The organism is Rufibacter hautae (assembly GCF_008271695.1).
GTDB lineage: Bacteria > Bacteroidota > Bacteroidia > Cytophagales > Hymenobacteraceae > Nibribacter > Nibribacter hautae.
The window spans coordinates 1,272,726-1,293,292 of record NZ_VKKY01000001.1; the positions used below are offsets into that span (position 1 = coordinate 1,272,726).

Here is a 20,567-nt window from a genome sequence, read left to right on the forward strand (position 1 = left end):
ATTCTTACTTATGGGGAGCAACAACCAAAGTGGGGTGATTGGTTTACTTTGCGCCTCTTTTATTAGAATCAGCCTATAAATAGCCTGATTCCCATCTCTTCTTTATTATCTCTTGTTCAAGTTTTCAACTTGGACCTACTTTGATCTGAAGTTTGCAACTTTCGTGAGGCATAAGCCTCGACGTCCGTCTTCCAGACCTTTCTACTTCCACATATCGCAAGTTGAAAACCTGCGTCAATGGTTGCTCCAAGTTGAAAACTTGAAGCAGGAAGAAATAAGAAGTAGGAAAGGCTTTCCTGTTTTGAGCCTACTTTTTTCAAAACAGGCCCAAAACAACTTACTATTTCTTGGAGAACAATGAGTCCACGAACTCTCGTTTGTCAAAAACCTGCAGGTCTTCCACGCGCTCACCTACCCCAATGTATTTCACCGGAATCTTGAACTCGTCAGAAATACCAATGATCACACCGCCTTTGGCCGTTCCGTCCAGCTTGGTCACTGCCAGGGCAGTTACCTCGGTGGCTTTGGTGAACTCGCGGGCTTGGATCACAGCGTTCTGACCGGTGCTGCCGTCCAAAACCAGCAATACTTCCTGCGGAGCGTCTTCAATCACTTTCTGCATCACGCGCTTGATCTTAGACAACTCGTTCATCAGACCCACTTTGGTGTGCAGACGGCCGGCGGTGTCAATGATCACTACATCAGCGTTCATTTCCACGCCTTTCTTCACCGCATCATACGCCACGGAGGCCGGATCGGTGTTCATGCCGTGGTCAATCACCGGGATGCCTACGCGGTCGCCCCAGATTTTGAGTTGGTCTACCGCAGCGGCCCTGAATGTATCGCCTGCGCCCAGTACTACTTTCTTGCCTGCTTTGTGGAACTGCGAGGCCAGCTTACCAATAGTAGTAGTCTTGCCTACGCCATTCACGCCTACCACCATGATCACGTACGGGTTGCCGCCGGTGTCTGGGAGGGTGAAATCGGCGGCCACACCGCCTTTGTTCTCCTCCATAAGGTCCATGATCTCTTCGCGCAGGATGCGGTCCAGGTCTGAGGTCCCCACGTACTTGTCACGGGCAACGCGCTTCTCAATGCGGTCAATGATCTTGACGGTGGTACCAATCCCTACATCAGCATGTACCAGAACGGTCTCCAGCTCATCCAGTACCTCTTCATCCACCTTAGACTTGCCCACGACGGCTTTGCTGAGTTGGTCAAAGAAGGAGGTTTTGGTTTTCTCCAGACCTTTGTCCAGAGATTCTTTTTTGTCTTTGCTGAAGAAACCGAAAAGTGCCATAGCGGTCTAGGGAACTATTGGAAGTAAAAATTAGAAATAAGAATATACCAAAAAAGTCCCTGGTATGGAGGGACTTTTACAGGTATATCATCAATGCGATATCGGCAATTATTTTTTGAGGGCGTCTTGCACTTGGTCAATCGGCACCATCTCTTCTCTGAAGGTGTAGGCTCCAGTCTTAGGAGACTTAACAGCTTTGATCACCTTTGCCCAGTCTTTACCAGTGGCGGTCTTCAGGGTTGCTACTACTTTCTTAGCCATGGTTATTTAATTTCTTTATGTACGGTAACTTTCTTCATGAACGGATTGAACTTCTTCATCTCCAAACGCTCAGGAGTGTTCTTTCTGTTTTTGGTAGTGATATACCGAGACATGCCAGGTACGCCGGAGTTTTTCTGCTCAGTGCACTCCAAAATCACCTGAACTCTATTGCCTTTAGCTTTCTTTGCCATCGCGAAGTTGATTTTTATTTAGGACTGCAAATATACGAGGCCAGTCCTGTAATTACAAATGCTTTTCTACTTTTTTACTTTGTGTATCACACAGTTTGTGCCTGAACACCCGCTTCGTTTCACTTCCCTAAGTTGAAGCACCGTGCTTTAGTTCCTTTAGAGCCTGTTTTCTGTAAAACGGCTCCAAAACCCCTTCTGAATTTGAGACTTGCCTCTAGCGGCCGATGCCCTTACTTTAACTCCGGCAGTTTGAAGTTATCCAGCGGGCTTGGCTTGGCCATGGCCGCCTCAATGTCTTTCACCGTACGGGGCGCGCCCACCGACAAGTTCTCCCAGCCTTTGTCGGTGATGAGCACGTCGTCCTCAATGCGCACGCCTATGCCCCACCATTTCTTATCACAAGGGCTACCCTCGGGGATGTAGATGCCGGGCTCCACGGTAATCACCGTGTTGGCTTTGAAAGGCCCGTAGGAGCCGCGGTCGTGTACGTCCAGGCCTAGGTAATGCGACACGCCGTGCATGGTGTAGCGGCGCGCCTCCTCGGCTTTCTTAATGATGCCTAATTTGACTAAACCTTCGGCCAGTACCGCTTGCGCGGCTACGTTAGGAGCGCTGAACATATTGCCTACTTTGCACTCCTTGAACCCGGCCTCTTGGGCGGCATACACCAATTCATAGATCTGCTTCTGCTCTTGGGTAAACTTCCCGTTGGCCGGAATGGTACGGGTCACATCGGCGGTATAGCCGTGGTACTCGGCGCCCAGATCCATCAGCACCAACTCGTTGCCCAGCTTTGGTTTCTCGTTTTCGATATAATGCAGGATGCAGCCATTGTTGCCCGCACCCACAATAGACGGATAGCCCTCGTACTCAGCCCCGTACTTTTTGTATACGAACTCATGGATGCCCTGCACCTCGGTTTCTGACATGTTGGGCTGCATAGCTTTCATCACCTCCAACTGCCCGATGGCCGACATAGCAATGGCCTTGCGGAGCAGCTTCATTTCCTCGGGAGTTTTGGATTCCCGCATTTCAGCCAACACCGTCTCCAGTGCCGATAAATCAAACTTCTCCTTGGGCATGTTTGCGACCAGGGCAGCCCGGGCGGGTGCATCTTTGGCGGCTAGGTAACTTTTCAGGAAGGCGTTGTTGCTCAGGTTGGGGCTGGCGCCCATCTGCCGCTGCACCTCCTGCTTCACCTTGTCGCCGGCCTGGGCATCGTATTGCTTGATAATTTGGTAGAGTTCCTGATGGGCGAAATCCTGGGTAGGAGAGACGCCAATCTTCTGCCGGAACTGCGCCACCAAATCATACAGATCGGCTTTGTCACCGGGCTCGTTTCTTAGATCCGTGGGCAGGTTCAGGAACAGGATTTGGTCAAAGGCGGCCGTGTCCAGCTTGAAGTTGGCGAAGGCGGTGGCCGGCAGGGCGTGCGTTAAACCAAGGTGCTGCTTCACGCCTTCCTCGCCCAGGCGCTTGCCGGTCCAGGACTCACGCTGCGGGTTGCGGGGCTGCGCGAACAGTACTTCCTGGGTAGCCACGCCGTTTATGACGTGTTGTTCTGAAAACAGGAGCAAAACGGAGTTAGGCTCGCGGTAGCCGGTGAGGTAGTAGAAATCAGGGTCTTGGTGGAAGTTGAAGTCCACGTCGTTGGCCCTGTTTCTCACCGGATTGGAAAACAAAACGGCAACGGAGTGGGCCGGCAGCTTTTGCCGCAGGGCCTCTCTCCGTTGCCGGTGAAATTCTTTATCCAGGAAATCCGCAGGTTTGTCCGGGCCAGTTGATTGCGCGGTCACCCCTATCGGCAGCGACACAAGCAATGTAAAACAAAGGTGTCGCAGAGCCTTCATGGCAGAAGTTTAGTAAACGATGTAACCGTCTTCTTTGGCTTTCTTCAAAACGGCAGAAATACCGTTTTTAGAGATCGTGCGGAGCGCAGAAGTAGAAACTTTCAAAGTCACCCAAGCATCCTCTTCTGGGATGTAGAAGCGCTTTTTCTGCAAGTTCGGGTAAAACTTGCGTTTTGTTTTATTGTTGGCGTGCGAAACGCGGTTACCCACCTGCACTCTTTTACCGGTTAAATCACAAACTCGTGCCATTGTATCGTTAGTATCGTTTATTACAAAAGGGATGCAAATATCCGCAAAAAGTTGTGCAATGTCAACCCTTGCCTTCAACTTTTTTCTTTAATGCGTTCTTCAAAAGTGTTTTAACCCGCCTCAGCGTCCTTTTTGCTTCCATCTGCCGGGGCAGAATTCCCCTTTTTGGTGAATCCGTAAGGGCAATGCTTGCAGCCGCTCTGGCAGCAGTAACCACGCCGAAGGTGGTACTGCTGGGTGAAAACCATGAGCCCCTGCTCGTTGAAATAAAAGTCGCCGGGCTCCAGCGGCAGCGGTTTTGGTTTCATGCCGCAAAGATACGACTTACCGGGCTGGTAAGAAAGCTAGGATCGAGCAAACCGCAGCCAGTGCTGCTTGATTATCTTTAGTGGCTACCTATGCGTTTAACTATCCCACTGAAAGCCTCCTGGCTGGTGATCGCGAAGACAAAAGCTTTTGCATCTGTTTCGTACGTCATGTTTTAAGCCGCTGCAATTCTAATTGGGTAATCACCGTAAAGATGATGTCGCAGCAGGTGCTCTTGTCAAACTTGCTCGTCAGAAAACCCCTCTCGCCTTTGAACGCCCGTTATTGTACTACTTCGTATGCCACCATAGAAAGGGCTTTATTCTTAAGAGACATCTCCCCTACTTTCTGGCAATGGAATGAGTCTTTGATTTGCTCATAGCATTCTTCGTTTACCATAATCTGGCCGGGCATGGCCGCGCTCTGCAACCTTTGCGCCGTGTTGACTACATCCCCTATCACCGTGTAGTCCAGGCGCCGGAGGGTAGCCGAACCGATGTTGCCGGAAATAACCTCGCCGCTATTGATCCCGATGGAGACTTTGGGCATATACCCGCCGTGTTCTCCCTGGGCCGGCATCTCGTCTATTTGCTTGCGCACGGCCAGACTAGCCTCTACTGCGCGGTCTAGGTGAAAATCACCTTTGAAGACAGCCATGATGGCATCCCCGATGAACTTGTCAATGTAGCCGCCCTGGGCGATGATCTCTTTCACCATGGCGTCAAAATAGGTATTCAGCAGACGCACCACCACATCGGCGGGCTGGGTTTCGCTGATGGCAGTGAAGCTGCATATGTCTATGAACACCACACTTACCTCCAGCGTCTCGTTGGTCAGGAGCGAGGTCTCAAATTCGCGGGTACCCATAAAGTTCAGCACATTCTCGTCTACATACATGCGCAGAATGCTGTTTTCCTTTACCGCCTGCAGGGTTTTTCTGATCTGCGTGACGTGTTTCAGGGTTTTCTCAATGGTCAACTCAAGGTCATTGAAGTTAACGGGCTTGCAAACGAAGTCAAAAGCGCCTCGGTTCATGGCTGTCCGGATGTTGTCCATGTCGCCGTAGGCTGAGACCATGACTGCTTTCACCAGCGGATTAGATTCTGATATTTTAGTCAGCAGACTCAGGCCATCCATCTCGGGCATGTTGATGTCACTCAGCAGAATGGAAATGTCTGGGTGCTCTACCAGTTTGGCCAGGGCCTCGTTCCCATTTAAGGCAAAAACAAACTCGTATTTCTGCTCCCGTATCTGCTTCCTGAATTTCTGCTTAATGAGCATCTCCAGATCCACCTCATCATCGGCTACCAGTATCTTAGTCATGGAGCTGTGTTTTTAATTTGTCTCTTAAAAGGGAAAAGTCCAGGGGCTTGGTCAGAAAGTCATTGGCCCCCAAACGCATGGCATTATTGTAGTTCTCCTCATCGCCGTAGGCCGTCACCATCATGACCACGGGCGGTGGGGTCTCGTACTTTTCTTTGATGTGTTGCAACAACTCCAGACCGCTCATGCCCGGCATGTTGATATCTGACAGAATGAGCACGGCTTCATGGTGGTGTGCGCGCATGTAGGCCAGGGCCTCCTCTCCGGAGTTGGCAAAGGCGAACCGCATCTGCTTTTCCCGTATCTCTTTGCGGAAGCGCTGCTCAAAAAGAAGCTGCATGTCCTGTTCATCATCTACTACTAGTATGTTCATGCGCCTGGTCTTTTCTCTGGTCTAAGTTTAATTTGTTACGCGGGCAGTAAAATATCAAACTCGGCGTACTCTCCTTCTTTTGTATGGGCCTTCATGGAGCCGCCGTGCCCTTTGGTGACAATGTCATAACTCATGGAAAGGCCCAGGCCCGTACCCTCGCCGGTGGGCTTGGTGGTAAAGAAAGGCTGGTAGATTTTAGCCAGCACTTCTTCCGGTATGCCCATGCCATTGTCTTTCACTTTTATTTCTATGCCGCTCTCTGTTTTCTTTGTAGCCACATAAAGAATGGGCTTAAATGCGGTGCCCAATACTCTTTTTTTCTCAACCACTGAGTAGAAGGCGTTGTTGAACAAATTGAGCAGCACGCGGCCCATTTCCTGCGGCAACATTTCCACTTTCCCCACTGCCTCGTCAAAATCGGTTTCCATGGTGGCATTGAAGCTTTTATCTTTGGCACGCAACCCATGGTAGCTGAGCCGCAGGTATTCATCTACCAAGGCGTTCAGGTTGACAAACTCCTTCTCTCCGCTGGGCTGCCGGGCGTGTTGCAGCATGTTTTTCACAATGCTGTCTGCCCGCCGGCCATGATGCACGATCTTGCCCATGTTCTGGTGGATATCCTCTGCTAAGATAAGGGCTTCCGCAGTATTGCCTCCTATTATTTCTTCTTTTAATTCAATCAACAACTCAGCATTGACTTCAGAGAAGTTGTTCACGAAGTTGAGCGGGTTCTGGATCTCATGGGCTATGCCGGCGGTGAGTTCGCCCAAGGAGGCTAATTTTTCTGCCTGGATGAGTTGAGTTTGGGTGTTTTTCAGTTTTTCCAGCGAAGTCCGTAACTCTTCGGTTCGTCGGGCCACCTTTTCCTCCAGTTCCTGGTTTCTGGCTTTCAAAACATCAATGGGCCAGGACTCCCCTTCTGCCTGCTCAGAAGAAGGGAAAGACAAATGGACATGAATCGCCTTCCAACTTTGGCCTTTACGTTGATAAGCCGCCGATAGCCGCGTGTTCATGTGCACCCGTTCCTCTGCCAAAGCAAAGCTCAAATCTATGACCCCGTCCAGCAACGCCACCTCCCCAACGATTCTGATGTTCAGGTTTTCATAATGATACGCCAAACCTAGGGGTAACTGCGCCTTGGAGCGGGCGATCAGCCGTACATACTCCTCAACTGAGGAAAGGACCTCGTCTTTCCCAGTGCCGCAAGCCGTCAAATCTTCCGCCCCACATCTCCGGATCACTCCTTCAAAATCATCCGGTGCCAGCAAGGTGGCTTCCATCAAAGCCAGATGGACCTGTAGCAAATCAGCCTCCAGCACTGGATCTGAGGGATGATGTAGCAAGGTGATCTTTGTGTTCTCCATAGGTGACTTTTAGGGCTTCGCAAATCTTAAATTTTGAGGACCTGTTTTGAAGCCGTATTCCGGAAATCTGGCCTAAAACAGCAAGTACTTGTGTAAGGGATTCTGCCTGTGTAAGCCTTGGTGTTTTGAGGCTGTTTAGCCGAAATCTGCCTTAAAACACCAAGAATTGATTACACGCAACTAGCCATTTTGATTTTGCCGAGTTGACTCTTAAAGGCTTTTCAGACAAGCGCATGCGTCCTTTGGGCAACCTCCACTTTTTGGAATGGAAGCGTTACGGAGAAGGTAGTGTACGCCCCTTCCTGGCTGTCTATTTTCAGCCCGCCCCCGTGCCCTTTGACAATGATATCATAGCTAAGCGACAAGCCCAGGCCTGTTCCCTCGCCGGTAGGTTTGGTGGTAAAGAAGGGCTGCAGGATTTTGTTCTGGATGCCCACCGGAATACCTATTCCGTTGTCACGTATTTCAATCAGCACGCCGTGCTCTGTTATTTTCGTTTTAACGCTCACCTGCGGATGAAACCCCGGGCCTTCTGCTTTCTTCTTTTGCTGTACAGCATAGAAAGCGTTGTTGAACAGATTAAGAAATACCCTCCCCAGGTCTTGGGCCACTACCTCTATCTTAGGAAGAGTACCATCCAAATCGGTGACCAACTCAGCATTGAAGCTTTTATCCCTTGCTCGCAGCCCATGGTAGCTGAGGCGCAGGTATTCGTCTACCAATGAATTCAGGTCTGTGGGAGCTTTCTGCCCGCTATGGTTCTGCGAGTGCTGGAGCATGCCTTTCACAATGCTGTCGGCACGTTTGCCGTGGTGGCTTATTTTCTGCAGGTTTTCCTTCACGCCAGAAGCAATGATCAGGGCCTCCTCGGTTTCGCCGCGCTGCAGTTCTTCCTGCATTTCCTCTAGTAGCTCCACACTTACCTCAGAGAAGTTGTTCACGAAGTTGAGCGGGTTCTGGATCTCATGCGCGATGCCGGCGGTGAGTTCACCCAGCGAGGCCATTTTCTCTGATTGAATAAGTTGATTTTGGGTGACTTTCAGTTCTTCCAGGGAGGTTTGCAACTGCGCCGTTCTGTGCGACACTTTCTCCTCCAGCACCTTGTTCTCTTTAAGCAGAGCTTTGGACCGGACTCTGATGAATCCCCACACCAAAGCTGCAAAGAGCAAGACGTATAAGACGTACGCCCACCAGGTCTGCCACCACGGCGATCGAATGACCACCGTAACCGAGGCTGCTTCCTCATTCCAGACCCCGTCACTGCTGGCCGCTTTCACGGAAAAGGTATAGGTGCCGGGCGAGAGGTTGGTGTAGGTGACGGAGCGCTGGTCCCCGCCGTCCAGCCAGTGTTGGTCATATCCCTCCAATTTGTATTGGTAGCGGTTGAGGGCTGGGTTGGTGTAATGGATACCGGTAAACTGAAACGTGACCCGGTTCTCATTGTGCTTCAACTCCAACTTCTCTGCACCCGGCCACAAAACACTAGTTTCCTCCTTGCTGTCTTGCCCGCTTTTTAGGTAGCTTATTTTCTCCAGCAGTACCTGGGGCAAGGTAGCATTGGAGACTAGCTTATCTGGGTTAAAACGCAGGATGCCATTACGCGTACCCACCAGCCAATCTCCGTTGGTGGCGGTAGCATTACCCCATGTTGACAAATCTGCTGAGGGTAGCCTGTTGCGGGAAGAAAGGGTGGTAACGGAAAAATCTGTCGGGTTGAAGATGGAGTACCCCCTGCCGCCTCCCAGCCAAAGCTTCCCAGCAGCGTCTTCCCTGATGATATAGATTTGATCATACAGCAATCCTTCCTTCTCCGTAAACTTTCTCAGAACCCCCTTCTCTCTGTCCACCAGAAACAGACCTCTAACATACGTTCCGGCCCAGAGCCTTCCGGCCCGGTCTTCATGGATAGAAGTGACGGATTGAAGCCCTTTTTCATGATTATGGAAGGAGGTGAACTTCCCTGTTTTCTGATCCAGCTTGTTCAAGCCTCCTTGATTGGTCCCCACCCATAACGTTCCGCTCCGGTCTTCCAGCAATGAACCAACTTGGTCATCGTCCAACTCCCCTTTTTCAGGGATAGTAGTACCTGAATTGATAATAAAGGGGAAGCGCTCAAACTTACCTGTTCTCTGGTCAAACCGGCATAAACCTCCGCCAAAGGTACCAACCCATAATCTTCCACTTCTATCTTCCAGTACACTCCTAACCTGATTATGACTCAAAGAGGAAGAATCACCTTTTATGTTCTGATAGTTGATGACCTGCTTTGACATAGGGTTATACCGGAACAAACCGTGTTGGGCGCTGCCTATCCAGGCGATGCCAGCCTTGTCTACAAAAATTGAGTAAGTTATGACCGGCGAACCGTCTTGCCCGGGAAGCGGTACAGCCGTAAACTTCTTAAGATTCTTATCGCTTTCATAAAGCCCCAGCGGGGTAGAGACCAGATAGTTCCCCGTCTTCAGGAGGGCAATGCTGTAGGCTGTCCCACCCGGGTATCCCGTTTTGTCCCCGGTATGGTGAATGAACTCAAATTGGGACTGCACTTCGTTCAACCTGTACACCCCGAAGTTTCTGATTGCCACCCATACTCCTCCGTTCCGGTCTATCAAGGAACTCCATAGAACATTGAATGGTAACCCATCGGGTAAAGCAAGGTCAGCCGTGTAACGGCTCAATTTGGCCCTAGTCGAGGGCAGGTGCAGCAACCCTTTGCCAGACAACACCCATAAGGCCCCGTCACGCCCTTCCTTTATATTAAAGCAGCTGTCTGCCGTCAGCTCTAGGTTTTTATCGTTAACGGCGTAGGAGGCGAAGGTATTGGTAGCCGTGTCAAACCGGGCAATTCCTTTGGTGGTGCCTACCCAAAGCTTTTTGCTTCTGTCCTCAAAAATGGTTTGCACACTTCCATACCCCTTAGATAAGCTCTGGTTTTTATAGAAGGTGGCCTTGTTATTTGCTGTGTTGAACCGGACTAGGGCATTGCCGGCCTTAGTCTTCTGCGCTAGCCACAGCACCCCAGGTTGGGAGGGTGCCTCATAAATGGTTATTATTCCATTCTTTCTAGCTGTATCCTGGCTGACCAGGCACCCCGTGAACCTCTCCTGCTTTGCATTGAATCTATAGAGCCCGTTGTCTGTCGCCAACCAGACCTGACCTTTTGAATCCCGAAAGAGGTCGTTATAGGTACCGGTAGGGAGATTGAACTTCCCTTGGGAAAGCGAGTCATAGGTGGTAAAACCACCCGTCTTAAGTTTGATGCGGTCAATGTGCCACTTTCTATCTCCATCTACATTCAAAGTCCAGAGAATACCTTTTACATCTGTAAGAATATTATGTGTAATTTCATTTACCAGTGGCTTTCCTTCTTTGGAGAGATGGGGAAAATGGGTAAAGTTGTCAGTGGCACGGTTGTATCTGTATAAACCATTTGTTATCGTTCCAACCCAAATGATCCCCGCGCTGTCTTCTCTGATAGCTCTGATAGCCCTGTAGTTCTGTTCCTTTTTATCAGCGGTCTCTAGGTTGTACACCTTCACCTTATAGCCATCATAGCGTACCAACCCATTCTGGGTGCCAAACCACAGATACCCGTGTTTGTCTTGCAAAGAGCAAACGGCCCAATTTTCCGGCATCCCGTTTTCTACCGATAACCTGGTAAAATTGGGCTCTCTAAGTTGGCCTGCGGAGGCAAAGGCAGTAAGACAGAAAAAAAGGAGTAAAAGGTTTTTCATATCATGCGTTTAGAAGGCACTTAGCTAATTTTCAATTCTGGCAACGATGCGCGATACCTTACTCCCACTCAATTCCTTGATTTGGATCCGCTGAATGCTAGTAAAGAAATGCTGTACAAGTATCTCTTCAATTGCACCGGCAAGGTTTCCGTTTTGGAAAGCACCTTTATAAGCAAAGCTTGAGCGAAATGGCAATACCTATCTGAGACTTGAGTCTCGCAATTCATAAGGAGGGGGAAGCAATAAGAAGCTTTTAAACCTGGATTCCTTGTATTCCATGTTCAAGACATAAAACAAGCAGTAAAGGCAATCTATGAAATGGGGAAGCTACTAATAAGGGTTTGCTGCTATTGCTTCTCTCTTTTTAAAGAGTTTAGCTAGCTTGCTTTAAAGATGTTATCCTTTTCTTTTCTATCTCACTAACAGCCATTCGGTTGCAAGACAAAATTTGAGAAACACTAAAGAAATGGACTAGGTAACTAGAGCCTTTCCCTGCTAAGCAAATTCTTCTTTCTATAAAGGAAAGATAATGATATCTATATGATTATTACAGTTTTAAATTGACTAATTCATAAAAAGTCTGCAAAAGCAAGTGACACCTGCCACCTAATTTGCCAAAAGAGTACTCCACCATGCTCCCCTTTCTTTGCATGGCTTCTCATGTAACTCCATTTACAAACAAATTCCCCTACTTACCAGGATGACAAGTAGAGGAAGGGCATGGAGAGTACCTGATTATCTTTTCAAGAATTTGGAATGTCTGGATTTGACTAGAAGCTACAAGTTGATGTTGAAAGGGCACTTCGAAGGTCCATTGATCTGGGGAAGTAAGAACTGGTCCAGACCACCAGATTGCTGGCGAAGTCTACATCAGCGGAGGCAGTCACCCAATAAACTCTGTGGCTTTGAATTTTTACTTGTAGGCATTGCCCAAGATAACGGCTCCCAACAAAACCGCCACGACGATATTCAGTGAGCGTAAATATTTTGTATTGGGCTAAAATGTGGGGCAAGGGATGCTGAACCGAATCCGTGCTGCCTTTGGGAATAAAGACTTTTCGTTACTTTTATCTCTGGAAGCGGTTCCTCCGTAAATACAGATTCAGGGAATACCGCTCGTCCTTTCCTTTCACCTTAAATGCACTACCACATGAATACTTCCGCTGTTACCTCCAGCCAAGAGGCTATTGCCTTAGAAGACAAATACGGAGCCCACAATTACCACCCCTTACCGGTGGTACTCAACCGCGGCGAAGGCGTGTTTCTCTGGGACGTGGAAGGCAACCGGTACTATGATTTTCTATCGGCGTACAGCGCTGTGAACCAGGGCCACTGCCACCCGCGCATCATTGGGGCGCTTACCGAGCAAGCCCAGCAACTCACGCTTACTTCGCGCGCCTTTTACAATGACAAACTGGGCCCTACGGAGAAATACCTGGCAGAGCTGTTCGGCTATGACAAAGCGTTGATGATGAACTCCGGGGCCGAGGCCGTGGAGACTGCGTTGAAATTGGCCCGCAAATGGGGCTACAAAGAAAAAGGCATTCCGCCGCACGAGGCCGAGATCTTGGTGGTGGAGCACAACTTCCACGGGCGCACCACCGGTATCATCTCCTTCTCCACCGATCCCAGCAGCACCGTGGGCTTCGGGCCGTACATGCCAGGCTACAAAGTACTGCCGTACGACAACCTGGAGGCTCTGGAGCAAGCCTTGAAAGAAAACGCCCACATCTGCGCCTTCATGGTAGAGCCCATCCAGGGCGAAGCTGGCGTAGTGGTTCCATCAGACGGGTACCTGAGCGGCGCCAAAGCCCTGTGTGAGAAATACAACGTGCTCCTGATCATTGACGAAATCCAGACGGGTGTTGGCCGCACGGGCAAACTGCTGGCCTCTCACTATGATGGCGTGAAACCCGATATCCTGATTCTGGGCAAAGCCCTCTCGGGTGGCGTGCTTCCGGTTTCCGCGGCCCTCGCCAATGATCGTATTATGCTTTGCATCCAACCAGGGGAGCACGGTTCTACCTTCGGGGGCAATCCGCTGGCCTGCGCCGTGGCCGTTGCCGCGCTGGATGTGATCCAAGACGAGAACCTCACGGAGAACGCCATGCGCCTGGGCGAGGTTTTCCGTGCGCGGATGAACGAACTCAAAGCCCGTCATCCTGAGTTGGTGAGCCTGGTGCGTGGCCGTGGTTTGCTCAACGCCGTCATCATCCAGCCTACTCCGGATGGCCGTACCGCCTGGGATGTCTGCGTGAAACTGATGGAGAACGGCCTGCTGGCCAAACCTACCCACGGCGACATCATCCGCTTCGCGCCGCCTTTGGTCATCACCGAAGAGCAATTGAACGCCTGCTGCGACATCATTGAGAAGACATTGGCGGAGTTTTAAACGAACTTACTTCCATTCAACAAGGCTGCCTGAACTTCATGTTTAGGCAGCCTTTTGTTTTATGTCTGTTTTCAGGAAATCAAGCCCAAAAACACTGCCGGTGGCAAGATTCGGGAAAACATAGCATCTGAGCGTCAGGGGCCGTACCTTTGCGCCGCGCCGGAGAAGGCAGGCAGAAAATATCCATTCTGTCTACACTTTTCGCCGGGCGCTTTTGTTGTATCAGCAGCAGGCCCGTTCCAAAGCCGGAACCGCTTGCTTAACCCTAACCGCTGCTATGAACCATTTAACCCGCCGGCCCCGCCGGAACCGTAAATCAGATGTCATCCGTAATCTGGTACAGGAAAACCACCTCACCCTACACGATTTAATCTTCCCCATATTTGTCACCGAAGGCCAGAATGTGCAGCAAGCCATTCCTTCCATGCCTGGTATCTCGCGCTTTAGCTTAGACCGCCTGGTAGACGAAGTAGGCCAATGCGTGGAGCTGGGCATCAAGGCCTTCGCGCCGTTTCCTAATATCTCTGAGGAAAAGAAAGACCGTTTTGCGCAGGAAAGCAAGAACCCCGAAGGCCTTTTCCTGAAGACCATTTCTGAACTGAAGCGTCAATTCCCCGGCATTGTGCTGGCGACCGATGTGGCCATGGACCCTTACAGCACCGATGGCCACGACGGCATTGTGGACAACGGCGAGATCATCAACGATGCGTCTTTGGAAGTGCTGGGCCAGATGGCTTTGGCCCAGGCGCAGGCCGGTGCCGATATTGTCGCTCCTTCTGACATGATGGACGGCCGCGTAGCGCACATCCGTCAGTTACTAGACAAGCACGCCTTTTACAACGTGGCCATTATGAGCTACACCGCCAAATACGCCAGCGGCTTCTACGGCCCGTTCCGCGATGCCCTGGAGTCTGCCCCTAAGCACGGCGACAAGAAAACCTACCAGATGAACCCTGCCAACAGCCGCGAAGCCCTCATTGAAGCCGAACTGGACACGCTGGAAGGTGCCGATTACCTCATGGTGAAGCCCGCCCTCTCCTACTTGGACGTGATTAAATCGCTCCGTGACAACTCCAACCTGCCTATTGCTGCCTACAATGTGAGTGGCGAGTACGCTATGGTGAAAGCAGCCGCTCAGAATGGCTGGCTGGATGGCGAGAAGATCATGCTGGAGACCCTTTTGAGCATGAAACGCGCCGGCGCTGACATCATCCTTACCTACTTCGCGAAGGAGTTTGCCCAGTACGTGAAGCGCTAGGCTATTTCTGACCTGTTTTACTTAAAACAGCCTTAAAGTAGAAAGGGAGCCCAGCGAGGCTCCCTTTCTACTTTGATAACTGGATGAGAAATAGACCTCTAAAACAGAAGGAGCTGCCCAAGGTATCTTGGGCAGCTCCTTCTGTTTTTCAGCTAGCGGGCATTTTACCGCAGGAAGGCCAGGCGCTTGGTGTAGCGCTTGCCGTCTATGGTCAGGTGATACAGGTAGGTGCCGGAGGCTACGGTTCCGCCGCCACTGGCGCGACCATCCCAGGTAACCTGGTGTGCCCCGGCTTGTTTCTTACCGTTCACCAGCGTAGCCACAATTTTTCCGCTCAGGTCATACACGGTCAGTTTCACGTTGGCTGCTCTTTCCAGGGCGAAAGGAATGGTGGTTACTCCTCCCTGCCGGAAAGGGTTAGGGAAGTTTTGCTTCAACCCGAACTGTTCAGCGTTGGCGATTTCTTCCTGCGAGGCGAGCGGCCCGGAGTAGCGGCGGCTGTACACCCCGTTTCCGTGGGTACCTACCAGCACCAGGTCATCGGTGGTACGGCTGAGCACCATGTCTACCGGCACCTGGCCAATGGAGCTGGCTCCTTCTCTTATCCAGTTGGTGTTTCTGCCGCTGAGAGTGGCCGTGGAGTAAAGTCCGGTGCTGGTACCCACCAGGTATTTGGTCGTGCCATCGGGGCTGGGCAGAATGGTAAGCCATCTGGTGGACGGGCCGTTTCCTTCCACATCGCCGCTCTCTTCCAGGTTCCCCGAGATAGGCGTCCAGGAAGTTCCGCCGTTGGTGGTATAGAAAAGGCTTTCGATTTTATAATTGGTGAACACCACAATAGCTTTGTTCGCATCGCGTGGGTCAATGGCAATACAGCCAATGTTAGCCCCCGACGGGAAGTTGGTTCCTGTCACAGTAGTACGGGCAGGGGTAGTAGCGGATGCATCATTGAACTTGTAGAGCTTCCCGGACCGAGTCCCGAAGTACACCACGTTGGCAGGCGACTTACTCACCGATACCGCCGAGATTTCCTCTGAAGAAGTCAGCCTGCTCACTACTTCCCAGCCCAGGCTAGACTGGTTCCCGGTGCTGTTAGCCGGAATCTGCGAAATGTTCTTATTCCGCCACAGGGTGTCACCGGCCGGCAAGAACATTTGGTACTCATTGTTAGGGTCAATGGTGTACGGGTTCACGAACAGATAACCGCCGGCTTTAGGCGGGTCAATACGGGCGTAGCCGGTGTAGTCACCGTTGTTATTATAGGCGAACCGGTACACTGTTCCGCTTTGGGACGACACCAGAATGGAGTGCGTGGTAACTGCCGTAAAGGCCCCATCGCCGCCTAGTTGCTCTACCCAATTGGTCTGTTCCTCTATGTTGTCTACTGCCCAGCAGCCGTTGTCCTGCATACCGCCCACCACAAAGTCATCGGTGGTGTTCAGGTCAAAGGCCACGGTGTAGAACTGTGTGGTCTGGTAGCCGCGGTTCAAAGACTCATAAGCCACCGTACCCGCCAAAACGTTGTTCGTTCTGGAAAGCCCGCCGTCATGCGCAGAGATCATCATGTTTGGATTGCTCCTATAGAAGACTACCTCGTGCTGGTCTGGGTGATGGTTGGGGTATTGTTCAAAGGTGGCATTAGAGGCAATGTAGCCCCCAATCTTGGTAGTAGCCGTGGTGTTGGTAAAACCGCTGGTAGATCGGTAGAGGTTGGTGCCACCCAACACCACAATGTTAGGATCGGTGGGTTTGGTTCTTACCACCATGTTGTACCCGCCCTGCAGGTCCAAATCCCCAGACTTGCCGCCCAGCATGGGCAGGTTAGCGCTTAGATCGATCCAGGTGCCGCCTGCGCCGCTGCCATTACCAGACACATATTGGAATTTCCAAAGGTTGGCCTCGTTGGCGGCGTTCTCCGCGGTATAAACAAAAAAGTGCACAATGTTCTCATTAGACGGAGAAATGTCCATCACGATGCGCTCATAGGTATCCGGAAACTCAGCGGGAGTAATGTCCGTCCAGGTGGTGCCGTTGGTGGAACGGTAGATGCCTTTCTTGGTGGAGGTGCGGCCTCCGTTAGCAAATTGGCTCAGGGCCGCGTACATGGCGCCGTTATTCCCAATGGCAATATCGGTGAAGAAAGGGCTGGTGTTGAAATCCTCCGTATCGGCCCCGAAGCCCAGGACGTAGTCCCAGGTGGTTCCGCCGTTGACAGACCGCCGGATAGAGCCCGCCGTGGCTGCAAAAACCTCATCTTGGGTAGTGTTGGCTGGGTTGGTGGCTACGCGGTAGTTATACTGGAATACGCTGGTGAATCGAGTATAATCATCGGTTTGGGTGCTGGGCAGCGGGTTCCAGGTCACGCCGTTGTCAATGGATTTGAAGATCCCGTTTCCATAATAAGAGGCGCCGGGCGCATTTGCCGAGTTGCCGATCAGTTCCCCTGTGCCGTAGTACCAGACGTTGCGCTTGCCGGCCCTTCTGTCCTGCGAGATGGTGGTAACACTGTGCAGCATGTTGGGGTTGGTAACCTTTACCCAGGAATTACCGCCGTTGCTGCTGCGCCACATACCACCAGACACGCCGCCAGCCAATATGTTGTTCTCATTGGCCACGTCAATGGCCAAGGCGCGGGTACGGCCGCCTACGTTATAAGGTCCGCGTCTGTCCCAGGTGAAAGTGGCCAAACGGGCATAAGGATTCGCCTGGAACAGGACCTGCTCTGCCGTGAGGATTCTATTGGAATAAGCCAACTCCAACTCCCGGATTCCCTCGGGGATTTTACCGGTGGCCGGGTCTCTGAGCCGCGCCACCTCATATGCCTGCCGGGCATTGGGGTCTTCCTCGCTGCCAATAGCGCCTTTCTTATGCAGGCGCTCTGCGCGTGCCACCCGGCCCGCCTCTTTAAGGCCCTGAGCCGAGAAATGCGTTTTCCGGGTGCCTTTGAAAACCGGGGAAGATGCAAAGTATAGTAGCGCCCCAAAGAAAAGAAGCAAAGCGCCTGACATCCAGAATTGGCGCTGCGGGGTTAAACGTTCCATGAAAAATGTAAGGTTTGGTCTGATGTACTGTTGGTTTATGATAGGTTAGGCAAAAAGTCGGCTATAAAATTCAGTCTGACAAGGCGTAAGAGTGAATTACCAGGGGGCCACCTTCGGTCAGGGAGCTTTTCAGTTCGGCTTTGATTTTCTTTCCGGCGGTTACGCCAGGTCTGCCCTTGCCAGCCTGCACCGTCATGGGAAAGTAAACCGACATCTGTTGCCCCTGCCCCAAGGATTTGTTAAAGCCAGCTCCGTAGCCCAGCACCTGCGTAATGCGCACCTCGGCTTTGCAGGGCGCCTGGCTGCAGGGCCCGTTGCCTGCGGGCTCCAGGTCTGGCAAGATCCTCACCACCTCCAGTACGGCGCGGGCACGGCCGGGCGCAACTGGCTTCTGGTCAGGTACCGGCAGTTTCTCTGTAATGGTGTTGAGCTTAGAAGATTTAGGCATCTCTGTTTGGCCGTCTTGGTCTGTTTCAGGCAATCGTTTACACGCAAAACCAGCCAACAGGAAGAAAGTTGGCAAAAGGAGCAGTAATCTCTTTCCGGCACAGGTTCTATGCATAAAACAAATATAATTACAAAGATCAGGTTTTTAACATCTTACTATAAATATCTGAAGCCAGAAGCCCGGGCAGTGCTTATTTGCGTATATGCCGCAAAACCAGCAACCTTGCCCCTGTTATGGGGTATAGGAGAAAACGAATGTTTCTACCCGTTTTATAGCGTCAACTCCATGAAAACCTACTTTCTGCCACCGCCTTGCAAGTGGTTGGCATTGTCTTTTCTCTTCCTGCTATCGGCCTGCGATATGTTTGAGTACCACCCGTACGCCGGTAATCTAGAGTTCAAAGACCTTACCGCCCAAAACGTAGCCCGCATCAAAGCCCTGGAAAGCCAGTACAATCCCGAGAATCCGCTACGGTTTGCCTTGACCGGGGACACTCAGGGATTCTTTGCCGAGACCGAGGACATGGTGAAAGACATGAACTCCCGCGACATTGCCTTCGTGATTCACGCCGGCGACCTCACGAACTACGCTTTCACCGACGAGTACGAGCGCATGCACCGCGTGCTGGCCAAACTGAAGGCCCCGTACGTCACCGTGATCGGGAACCATGACTGCCTGGGCGATGGCGACAAGCTCTACAAAGAGATGTACGGCCCCCTGAACCACTCCTTCACCTTCGGGCCAAATAAATTCATCCTGCTCAACACCAACTTCCTGGAGTTCGACGCGAGCGTGCCCGATGTGAACTGGCTGGAGAAAGAACTGCAGACCCCCCAGACCATTATGAACAAATTCGTGATCTCGCACATCATCCCTGACAACAGCGAGGCCAACCCCGCCCAGGAACAGACCTACGTAAACCTGATGCGCAAATACAACGTGCGCCTTTCCCTGCACGGCCACACGCACAACTACCGCGCGTCTGAGCTGTATGATGACGGCATTCCCTACGTCACCACCGCCGCGTCTTTGAAGCGGAGTTATGTGCTGGTGACAGTAACCGGAGACCAGGCAACCTACGAAAAAATTGATTTCTGATTCTGTATGAGAAACTTTTCCGCTTTTTGCCTGCTTTTCTGCCTCACGCTCTCCCTCACTGCCTCCGCGCAGGACATCGATACCCTTCCCCAAATCACCGTTGACAAGGCAGACCGCCCCAAAAACAAATGGTACGCCCCAGATTACGTGGTGGCGCAGCACGCCGGCCTTATAGGAATTCTGGCGGCGGGGGTGGGCTACGATTTCGGGAAACATGACCGCACCAACGCCGAGCTTATGTACGGGTTTACGCCCAACTACGGATTCAAGAACACCACCCATACGTTTACCACCCGAGTATACTACCAGAGCCATCCCAAGCCGCTGTTCAAGGGGTTCCAGATCAGTTGGATCAGGGCGGGCGCGGGCATCAGCATGACCATTGGCGAACAGTTTGAGACCTTCTTCCCCAAGCACTACCCCGAGGGCTACTACATCTGGCCCACGGCTACACGCATTCTGCCCTTTGTGGGCTCCTCGCTGGGCCGGGAGTTCGGTGGCAAAAAACGGCCTCACTACGGAGAGCTCTACGGCGAGATTGGCACCAGCGACGTCATGATTGTGGACAAGTACCGGAACAAGGGCATCTCGGTCCCCGATATCCTTAACCTGGCCATTGGCGTGCGCCTTTCCCTGTAGAGCGTCCGTTTAGGGGCTGTTTTCCAGAAATCGGCACAGAAACAAAGCTTAAGGGAAACAGTTCTGTTTGGGCGGGCGTTGGTTTCTCCGGCACAAACCCTCATTTTTGCAGCGGTTCTCTTCACAGCCTTCCCCCGCGCGGATATTGTTATGGATTATAATTACCTGAAATCGCTGCACATCATTTTTGTGGTCACCTGGTTTGCGGGCCTGTTCTACATTGTGCGGTTGTTTGTATATTACGCAGAAACGGCCTCTAAACCCGAGCCTGAGAAAAGCATTCTGCAGACGCAGTTCGCGCTCATGCAGAAACGGTTGTGGTACGGCATTACGTGGCCCTCGGCGGTACTCACCGTGCTCATGGGCCTGAGTCTTCTGCGCTACTATGACCCCATCCCTACCTGGCTCTGGATCAAACTGGGCTTTGTGGCCGGACTGCTGGCCTATCACCTGTACTGCCATCACATTTTCAAACAGCACCAGCGCGGCGAGATAAAGCAAACCTCCACCGCCCTGCGCATCTGGAACGAGGTAGCCACGCTTTTCCTGGTGAGCATTGTGTTTCTGGTAGTGTTGAAAAACGGCCTGGACGCTACCTGGGGCGTACTGGGTTTCATCGGTTTATCGGTCCTGCTTATGGTGGCCATCATGGTTTACCGCAAACTCAGAAAAGCTTGAGCCTTCTCTCCTTCTGGCATCCTGCCCCTCCTGAAAGGACCTTGTGGGCAAGTTGCAACAGC

17 protein-coding genes are annotated in these 20,567 nt (G+C 51.7%); 5 read left to right on the plus strand and 12 right to left on the minus strand.

Annotation, left to right across the window (positions count from 1 at the left end; genetic code table 11):
• Positions 1–340: 340 nt before the first annotated feature.
• The 10 genes from ftsY to FOA19_RS04835 all read right to left on the minus strand — a co-directional run bounded on the left by ftsY (position 341) and on the right by FOA19_RS04835 (position 10,852).
• Entirely contained in the window at positions 341–1,300 is a 960-nt protein-coding gene (ftsY, locus tag FOA19_RS04790; RefSeq protein WP_149089628.1) for a signal recognition particle-docking protein FtsY, read from the minus strand.
• A 108-nt stretch (positions 1,301–1,408) separates the two neighbouring features.
• Positions 1,409–1,561: a DUF4295 domain-containing protein gene (locus tag FOA19_RS04795; protein WP_071887815.1), complete on the minus strand. Its 153-nt coding sequence runs from the start codon at positions 1,559–1,561 to the stop codon at positions 1,409–1,411.
• A 2-nt stretch (positions 1,562–1,563) separates the two neighbouring features.
• Positions 1,564–1,752: a 50S ribosomal protein L33 gene (gene rpmG / locus FOA19_RS04800; protein ID WP_062543030.1), complete on the minus strand. Its 189-nt coding sequence runs from the start codon at positions 1,750–1,752 to the stop codon at positions 1,564–1,566.
• Positions 1,753–1,982: 230 nt separating this feature from the next.
• Positions 1,983–3,566 (minus strand): aminopeptidase P N-terminal domain-containing protein, encoded by a 1,584-nt coding sequence (locus tag FOA19_RS04805; protein WP_223808738.1) that lies wholly within the window; start codon positions 3,564–3,566, stop codon positions 1,983–1,985.
• A 45-nt stretch (positions 3,567–3,611) separates the two neighbouring features.
• Entirely contained in the window at positions 3,612–3,851 is a 240-nt protein-coding gene (rpmB, locus tag FOA19_RS04810) for a 50S ribosomal protein L28 (protein WP_149089630.1), read from the minus strand.
• Between the two features lie 110 nt (positions 3,852–3,961).
• Positions 3,962–4,159 (minus strand): DUF5522 domain-containing protein, encoded by a 198-nt coding sequence (locus FOA19_RS04815; protein ID WP_149089631.1) that lies wholly within the window; start codon positions 4,157–4,159, stop codon positions 3,962–3,964.
• 280 nt (positions 4,160–4,439) lie between these two features.
• Positions 4,440–5,480, minus strand: a complete 1,041-nt coding sequence (locus FOA19_RS04820) for an adenylate/guanylate cyclase domain-containing protein (protein ID WP_149089632.1) — start codon at positions 5,478–5,480, stop codon at positions 4,440–4,442.
• Positions 5,473–5,853, minus strand: coding sequence for a response regulator (locus tag FOA19_RS04825; protein ID WP_149089633.1), 381 nt, complete (start codon positions 5,851–5,853; stop codon positions 5,473–5,475). The genes FOA19_RS04820 and FOA19_RS04825 overlap by 8 nt, the downstream gene beginning before the upstream one ends.
• Positions 5,854–5,888: 35 nt before the next feature.
• Positions 5,889–7,217 (minus strand): sensor histidine kinase, encoded by a 1,329-nt coding sequence (locus FOA19_RS04830; RefSeq protein WP_223808739.1) that lies wholly within the window; start codon positions 7,215–7,217, stop codon positions 5,889–5,891.
• A 221-nt stretch (positions 7,218–7,438) separates the two neighbouring features.
• The gene (locus FOA19_RS04835) at positions 7,439–10,852 is read right to left on the minus strand and encodes a two-component regulator propeller domain-containing protein (RefSeq protein WP_223808740.1); all 3,414 of its coding nucleotides are present in this window, start codon (positions 10,850–10,852) and stop codon (positions 7,439–7,441) included.
• Between the two features lie 1,249 nt (positions 10,853–12,101).
• Between FOA19_RS04835 and rocD the strand changes: the two genes are divergently transcribed.
• Entirely contained in the window at positions 12,102–13,343 is a 1,242-nt protein-coding gene (rocD, locus tag FOA19_RS04840; protein WP_149089635.1) for an ornithine--oxo-acid transaminase, read from the plus strand.
• A gap of 277 nt (positions 13,344–13,620) precedes the next feature.
• The gene (hemB, locus tag FOA19_RS04845) at positions 13,621–14,601 is read left to right on the plus strand and encodes a porphobilinogen synthase (RefSeq protein WP_149089636.1); all 981 of its coding nucleotides are present in this window, start codon (positions 13,621–13,623) and stop codon (positions 14,599–14,601) included.
• A 164-nt stretch (positions 14,602–14,765) separates the two neighbouring features.
• Here hemB and FOA19_RS04850 read toward each other — a convergent pair whose 3' ends face one another.
• Together FOA19_RS04850 and FOA19_RS04855 are read right to left on the minus strand one after the other, a co-directional pair.
• Positions 14,766–17,642 (minus strand): FlgD immunoglobulin-like domain containing protein, encoded by a 2,877-nt coding sequence (locus FOA19_RS04850; RefSeq protein ID WP_149089637.1) that lies wholly within the window; start codon positions 17,640–17,642, stop codon positions 14,766–14,768.
• Positions 17,643–17,712: 70 nt separating this feature from the next.
• Positions 17,713–18,090: a hypothetical protein gene (locus tag FOA19_RS04855; RefSeq protein WP_149089638.1), complete on the minus strand. Its 378-nt coding sequence runs from the start codon at positions 18,088–18,090 to the stop codon at positions 17,713–17,715.
• A 285-nt stretch (positions 18,091–18,375) separates the two neighbouring features.
• Between FOA19_RS04855 and FOA19_RS04860 the strand changes: the two genes are divergently transcribed.
• The 3 genes from FOA19_RS04860 to FOA19_RS04870 all read left to right on the plus strand — a co-directional run bounded on the left by FOA19_RS04860 (position 18,376) and on the right by FOA19_RS04870 (position 20,505).
• Positions 18,376–19,188 (plus strand): metallophosphoesterase family protein, encoded by an 813-nt coding sequence (locus tag FOA19_RS04860; RefSeq protein ID WP_190300284.1) that lies wholly within the window; start codon positions 18,376–18,378, stop codon positions 19,186–19,188.
• 6 nt (positions 19,189–19,194) lie between these two features.
• A complete protein-coding gene (locus FOA19_RS04865) occupies positions 19,195–19,827 on the plus strand; it encodes a hypothetical protein (protein ID WP_149089640.1) in 633 nt (210 codons plus the stop codon).
• 150 nt (positions 19,828–19,977) lie between these two features.
• Positions 19,978–20,505 carry a CopD family protein gene (locus FOA19_RS04870; RefSeq protein WP_149089641.1) on the plus strand — a complete coding sequence of 176 codons (528 nt, stop codon included), beginning with the start codon at positions 19,978–19,980 and terminating at the stop codon, positions 20,503–20,505.
• Positions 20,506–20,567: the final 62 nt, after the last annotated feature.

Coding starts and splice junctions, on each gene's coding strand:
- ftsY (WP_149089628.1), bottom strand. CDS start 1,300: ATGGCACTTTTCGGTTTCTTCAGCAAAGACAAAAAAGAATCTCTGGAC.
- FOA19_RS04795 (WP_071887815.1), bottom strand. CDS start 1,561: ATGGCTAAGAAAGTAGTAGCAACCCTGAAGACCGCCACTGGTAAAGAC.
- rpmG (WP_062543030.1), bottom strand. CDS start 1,752: ATGGCAAAGAAAGCTAAAGGCAATAGAGTTCAGGTGATTTTGGAGTGC.
- rpmB (WP_149089630.1), bottom strand. CDS start 3,851: ATGGCACGAGTTTGTGATTTAACCGGTAAAAGAGTGCAGGTGGGTAAC.
- FOA19_RS04815 (WP_149089631.1), bottom strand. CDS start 4,159: ATGAAACCAAAACCGCTGCCGCTGGAGCCCGGCGACTTTTATTTCAAC.
- FOA19_RS04820 (WP_149089632.1), bottom strand. CDS start 5,480: ATGACTAAGATACTGGTAGCCGATGATGAGGTGGATCTGGAGATGCTC.
- FOA19_RS04825 (WP_149089633.1), bottom strand. CDS start 5,853: ATGAACATACTAGTAGTAGATGATGAACAGGACATGCAGCTTCTTTTT.
- FOA19_RS04830 (WP_223808739.1), bottom strand. CDS start 7,217: ATGGAGAACACAAAGATCACCTTGCTACATCATCCCTCAGATCCAGTG.
- FOA19_RS04835 (WP_223808740.1), bottom strand. CDS start 10,852: ATGCCGGAAAATTGGGCCGTTTGCTCTTTGCAAGACAAACACGGGTAT.
- rocD (WP_149089635.1), top strand. CDS start 12,102: ATGAATACTTCCGCTGTTACCTCCAGCCAAGAGGCTATTGCCTTAGAA.
- hemB (WP_149089636.1), top strand. CDS start 13,621: ATGAACCATTTAACCCGCCGGCCCCGCCGGAACCGTAAATCAGATGTC.
- FOA19_RS04850 (WP_149089637.1), bottom strand. CDS start 17,642: ATGGAACGTTTAACCCCGCAGCGCCAATTCTGGATGTCAGGCGCTTTG.
- FOA19_RS04855 (WP_149089638.1), bottom strand. CDS start 18,090: ATGCCTAAATCTTCTAAGCTCAACACCATTACAGAGAAACTGCCGGTA.
- FOA19_RS04860 (WP_190300284.1), top strand. CDS start 18,376: ATGAAAACCTACTTTCTGCCACCGCCTTGCAAGTGGTTGGCATTGTCT.
- FOA19_RS04865 (WP_149089640.1), top strand. CDS start 19,195: ATGAGAAACTTTTCCGCTTTTTGCCTGCTTTTCTGCCTCACGCTCTCC.
- FOA19_RS04870 (WP_149089641.1), top strand. CDS start 19,978: ATGGATTATAATTACCTGAAATCGCTGCACATCATTTTTGTGGTCACC.